We start from the raw sequence: 5,343 nt of genomic DNA, 5'->3' as shown, positions 1-5,343 counted from the left end.
GCATTGAAAAGTTATCCACTTTTCGCAATAAAGCCATGGCAAAACAGAAATTTTATTTTCTCCGTTTTGCCCAAAAATCAATGTACTCTAAATGGGGTGCTGAATAGTTACAGATAACTGATAATTATGCTATTCCATCAGCTATCGGACAAGGAACAAATAACTTTTCTACAGTCCAATTGGGAAGGTATGTAACAACACTTGCAAACGAAGGTACTAGTTTCCAATTGTCACTAATTGACAAAATTGACGGGGTAGAAACAAGCCCGAAAGTGGAAAGCCAGATTGAAATCAATAAAAGAAGCTGGGAAGGAGTCCATGCAGGTATGGAATTATATACTCAAAGCACGGGGATATTTGACGGATTTCCAATATCGGTTGCAGGAAAATCAGGTACAGCTCAAGAAGTTAAGAATAGACCGGATCATGGTCTATTTATAGGATATGCACCTGCTGATGATCCAGAAATAGCAGTAGCAGTTCGAATTGTAAATGGGTATGAGGCAGGGAACGCAGTAGAATGCGGAAAAAATATTTTTGAGTATTATTTCGGTATAGAATAAGTTAGTGCATAAGTTGAGGAGAAAAACATAATGGATATATTATTTCAAATACATTATGAGTGGAACAAAGAACTCTTTTGTTTATATTATCAAACCCAAAATAGAAAGTACAGAAGGATATTATTATTCTTTTGTGGAGCAGTGATTATATTTTCATTTTGTCTATGTAGTAAAATTGGAAGAGAAATGATTATGACTATGATGATATTATTTGTTTGTGCTGTGATATTGATAAATAATATATATCTGAGACTAGCGACTTATATACAAATGGAAACTGCTTTAAAACAGTATGGAACTGGAAAAAGAATTATGACAATAAAAAAAGATGAGATTAATGTTTTAGTTCCGGAAAGCGGTAAGAAAATAATAGTGTCTTTTATCGAAATTATGGAAATTGGCACCATAAAAGAGTATTGCTGGATTCGCGTTATTAATCAACTTATTTTTATAAGAAAAGAAAATTTTGTTATCGGAGATATAGAAGACTTTAAAAGATTTATTAAATTAAACACATTAGCTGGAGAAGATTGGAGTAGAGTATGGAAAGGAAGAAATTAAAATGGATGTCATTTTACAAAATCATACATTGTATGATGAGGCGGTGATAGAATATTATTATCAAAATTTAAAATATGAAAATAAAAATGGAAAAAGGGAATTGGCTGATCTGAGTCGTCACTTTATAATCATTGAAGTATTTATTGGAATTGTAGTTTGTACTTTGATTGGATCAGACAAATGGATCTATAGTATTCCGCTTATTGCAATAACTTTTATATTTTTATATTATTGGACAATAAGTTATACTAAGAAAATATTTTTAAAATTAGATTCAAATTATTCTTATAAAAGGTATAAAGAGAAAGTAACTTATAACTTTTATGACGATAAGCTGGAAATTATAAGAAAGTACGATAGAACCATTATTGAATGGAAGAATATAACCTGTTGTAATATCAAAAAGAATCTTTGTTGGTTAGGATATGGTAATAAAGGGCTTGTAATTAATGGCGATGAATTTAGTTTTGGTACAGAGGAGCAATTTATTACATTTATAAAAAATAAAAATCACATTAATATCAATTTAGAGTAATTATTAGATTGAAATAAATGTTAGGGATCAAATAAGAATCCCTTTTCCAATTCATAAATCCATTTATTGGATTTATGGATGGACATATCTCAAATGATTACAGTTACATGTTATCTTTGGAATATGATAAAGTTGCCAAAATATGACTGACACATCATGTTAGAAGAGACAAAAATGAAAGAATCGAGGGGTGTATGAAGAATATTTATAAATTATGTGGGAAAATCAGTCTTTGTTTTTACCTGCTGTTTTTATATCAGGCATGGTATGTATGTCAGTATGGTGGGCTGAGAAGGCATTTGCTGATTTTGCTGATTAGTCTGTCTGGAATTTTGCTTAGTTCTGTACTATGGATGATTGCAAGGAAAAAGATGCAGCAAACATCTCAGCTCGAGAATAAAGTTCTTTTACGAATAGAGATTTTTCTTGCGTTGCTTGGTACAATCTATTTTGGCGGGCGTATCATTTATTCAGCAATTCCGTACAACGGGCATTTGTCATGGAAGCTTGATGAATTATGGAAGAAAAGGGAAGTAGATTTTGTCCACGATAACTTCTTTGAAGATGGTATCGAAGGAATTCTGACGGATTTAGAGGAAAAGCTTGAGATGCCGAAAAATCTTTATGTGGTAAATGGATTTAAGATGTCCTTTAATGAGACTGGGAAAGTTCAGACCTTAGATACCTTTCTTTACGGAAAAAATAAAAAAGGAACAGAAAAGACATATCTGATTACTTATGACAGAAAGATAAATGAGAAGATTATTGTTTGGGTGAACGGAGAAGCCAATGCCGATTATAATGCCGATATGCGTTTTGAGCCAATGCTCCGGATACTGGAGAAAGCAGACAGCGAAAATCAGGTGAAAATGTGGTCTTCAATTTTGGAAAATGAGACCTATGAACTTGTATATTATGGGCGCCGGTCTTTCGGAGTGATGGACGGGCTGCGTTATCTTCCCGGTGATGCAGACGGAGATGGTGTTGATCAAGGAAGTGAAAATTTTACACAACTTTTCAATGGCGGAGAAATTGTGGGATTTGAGGTTTCTCTTCACATGCCAGCTGTGAAAGATATCACTCCTGTTCGCTATATGATGGAACCAGAATATATCAGCCAGGAAGTGTTAGATAAAGAACAGATGGATGAGGTAAAAGATGTGGAAAGCTGGACAGTAGATCAGACAGACGGCAGTATGTATTTCTTTTTAGATGATAAGATAGGATGGCGTCTGGTGGTGGCTGATGCGGCGGCGGGAAGCAGATTTTACCAGTTGGAAAAAACTGCGGATGGCGGTGACACATGGGAAATGGCAAACCAGAATCCCTTTGGCGGAAATCTTGGGGTAACAGAGGGGTTGGAATTCTTTGATAAAAATTTCGGGTTTGCAGGGCTGACAGGAGCTTCCCAGTCCCATTCCAGCCTTTATGTTACCAGGGATGGAGGTACAACCTTTACGGAACTTCAGCTACCTTTGGAGACTGTGACAGAGCTACCGCCTTTGGCAAAAGAACTTAACTTTACCATAGAAAATTATAAATACTGTGAGATGCCGAAAAAGAAAGAGGATATCCTGACTATAAAGCTTTTAACAGGAGCTGGGGAAATCCAGGGAATTCGCTTTGAGTCAAAGGATAACGGAGAGACATGGGCATATGCTGGAATTAGTGTAGAGTGAGTATACATATGGAATGTCAGAATCTGGGGTTGGTTACCTGGATGTAATTTTAGACATTAGTATTCTTTGCTATAGCTTTAGATTTAAGATGCAATGGTTGGCTGTAATAGTTAATGCAATTGTAAAGTTTGTTACTAATCAGGCCAAAACCACACAGATGTCCAGCATAAATTGACAATTTGTAAGGCAAGTAACTGGAAGATTGTAAGTTAAAAAACATTGTGGTTTAAAGATTATATATTTCTTTATGCCACATTTTTTGTAACATAAATGTCACAAGCAGCTTTTATTTTGAGCAAGATAATTTATGGGAAGGATAGATCTTTATGATAAGATTTTTGAAAATTTTTTTTGGAACAGTCTTCACACTTCTTATTTTGATTGGAAGTTGTGTGTTTTATGCTTTTAAAATCGAACCGTATCGTATTGCATCAAATCAATTATATTTAAACGAAAAAACTTCTGATTTTATTAAAGTTGTTCAATTCTCAGACACGCATATAAAAGCGGATTTTAATTATAAGAACCTGGATAAGGTTGTAAACTATATCAATAAGCAAAATCCAGATGTTGTTGTGTTTACAGGGGACTTGTATGACAATTATGCCAAGTATCATGATGATGAACATATCATAAAAGAACTACAAAAAATCAATGCAACATATGATAAAATAGCAATATGGGGGAATCGCGATTGCGGTGGTGGAGCTGCCAGACAGTATGAAAATATTATGCAGCAATCAGGATTTACTGTGCTGAAAAATGAAAATTGGTATGTGACTACTGATTCAGATAAAAAAATATTATTTACAGGGTTAGATGATAGTATGCTGGGAAATGTATATATGCCGGATTCTACAAAGATATATGATTCGAATTACAATATTCTGTTAATACATGAGCCAGATACAGCAGACTCTTTTCAAGAATACCCTTATGATTTAGTGTTGAGCGGACATAGTCATGGCGGGCAAGTTAATATCCCGTTTATTCCTGCTATTAATCAAAAAGCTATCTCTTCTACAAACCTCGCTAAAAATTATGTCAGCGGAATGTATGAATTAAATTCAAAGACAAAAATATACGTAAATACAGGAATCGGAACTACACATGTTTCTGGTCGGTTGGGGGTTGTTCCAGAAATATCTATATTTCATATTTATTTATAATAATTGGAATTGATAAGGCTACGTTGTTAATAGTTAATAGTGTGTTAAAAGAGATACACTCTCTTATTTGATGTTATATAAAGGTAAATTAGACCAAATAATAATGTGCTTGTATGTAGAAGTAATATGTAAAATACAGACTATGTATGTCACTAATTTAAGATCAGGTTTAGAGTACATAGTAAAAGAACAAAATGATTTGGCAAAAGATTACTATAAAAAAATCGCCCAGCCTGTGAGAGTCTGAGGCGATTTTTGATAGGGTATCTTATTGTCATTTATTGTCATTAAGAATTTGAATGGCGATTTCCTTTGCGGCAGTGCTTGATGTGTTGCCTGCATCTGATTGTCCGAGATATACACAAAAATATTTATTTCCTTCTAATGTTTCTGCAAATCCTGTGAACCATGCATCTACAACAATACCCTCTGCTTTTCCCATTCCTGTTTTTCCATAAATAGATATTTCCGTATTATTCTCTTCTGATATCAACATTACTTGTTTTAAAATATTTTGTGTTCTTTCTGAGTAGGTGGAGTCAGTTCCGAAGATTCGTTCCATCACTTCAACCTGTTCTTTTGGAGAAATTTTCAAAGACGATTCTATCCAGAAACCTGTTAAGGCTCTATTGTTGTTATTAGTATTTAACTTTCCCTCCCAATCAGAAATATCACAATTTCCATATTTCAGTTTATTAAGTTCATTCTGCATTTTCACCTTGCCAATTGTTATTGACCTCTTAAAATAGCGTAATAATGATTAGCTTGCGTGTCTCTGGATTGTTCTGTATACTGTCATCAGTTTACAGAAAGAAAAAAGTCTCAGAGCACCTTCC

The 5,343-nt window shown here is 34.0% G+C and carries 6 protein-coding genes; 5 read left to right on the top strand and 1 reads right to left on the bottom strand.

Features of this window, described 5'->3' with window-relative positions; translation table 11 throughout:
- The first annotated feature begins 113 nt into the window (after window positions 1-113).
- The 5 genes from ACTNBR_RS15950 (at window position 114) to ACTNBR_RS15930 (ending at window position 4,507) form a co-directional block, all read left to right on the top strand.
- The gene (locus ACTNBR_RS15950) at window positions 114-563 is read left to right on the top strand and encodes a penicillin-binding transpeptidase domain-containing protein (protein WP_441019177.1); all 450 of its coding nucleotides are present in this window, start codon (window positions 114-116) and stop codon (window positions 561-563) included.
- Between the two features lie 30 nt (window positions 564-593).
- Entirely contained in the window at window positions 594-1,124 is a 531-nt protein-coding gene (locus ACTNBR_RS15945; protein ID WP_004613124.1) for a hypothetical protein, read from the top strand.
- A gap of 1 nt (window position 1,125) precedes the next feature.
- Window positions 1,126-1,659 (top strand): hypothetical protein, encoded by a 534-nt coding sequence (locus ACTNBR_RS15940; RefSeq protein WP_004613123.1) that lies wholly within the window; start codon window positions 1,126-1,128, stop codon window positions 1,657-1,659.
- Window positions 1,660-1,853: 194 nt separating this feature from the next.
- Window positions 1,854-3,338, top strand: a complete 1,485-nt coding sequence (locus ACTNBR_RS15935) for a WD40/YVTN/BNR-like repeat-containing protein (protein WP_009244238.1) — start codon at window positions 1,854-1,856, stop codon at window positions 3,336-3,338.
- Between the two features lie 326 nt (window positions 3,339-3,664).
- Window positions 3,665-4,507 carry a metallophosphoesterase gene (locus ACTNBR_RS15930; RefSeq protein ID WP_004613120.1) on the top strand — a complete coding sequence of 281 codons (843 nt, stop codon included), beginning with the start codon at window positions 3,665-3,667 and terminating at the stop codon, window positions 4,505-4,507.
- A gap of 274 nt (window positions 4,508-4,781) precedes the next feature.
- On the opposite strand, the gene ACTNBR_RS15925 is transcribed toward ACTNBR_RS15930, so the two are convergent.
- Window positions 4,782-5,225, bottom strand: a complete 444-nt coding sequence (locus ACTNBR_RS15925) for a penicillin-binding transpeptidase domain-containing protein (protein WP_441019175.1) — start codon at window positions 5,223-5,225, stop codon at window positions 4,782-4,784.
- Window positions 5,226-5,343: the final 118 nt, after the last annotated feature.

Origin of the sequence: Bariatricus sp. HCP28S3_F11 (genome assembly GCF_052065395.1) — a bacterium.
Classification (GTDB): domain Bacteria; phylum Bacillota; class Clostridia; order Lachnospirales; family Lachnospiraceae; genus Allocoprococcus.
Note: the sequence above shows the minus strand (reverse complement) of the source record. Positions and strands in the feature narration are given on the sequence as shown.

Bases quoted from the DNA above. Each gene is read 5' to 3' on its own strand.
- ACTNBR_RS15930 (WP_004613120.1), top strand. From the start codon at position 3,665: ATGATAAGATTTTTGAAAATTTTTTTTGGAACAGTCTTCACACTTCTT.
- ACTNBR_RS15935 (WP_009244238.1), top strand. From the start codon at position 1,854: ATGAAGAATATTTATAAATTATGTGGGAAAATCAGTCTTTGTTTTTAC.
- ACTNBR_RS15945 (WP_004613124.1), top strand. From the start codon at position 594: ATGGATATATTATTTCAAATACATTATGAGTGGAACAAAGAACTCTTT.
- ACTNBR_RS15940 (WP_004613123.1), top strand. From the start codon at position 1,126: ATGGATGTCATTTTACAAAATCATACATTGTATGATGAGGCGGTGATA.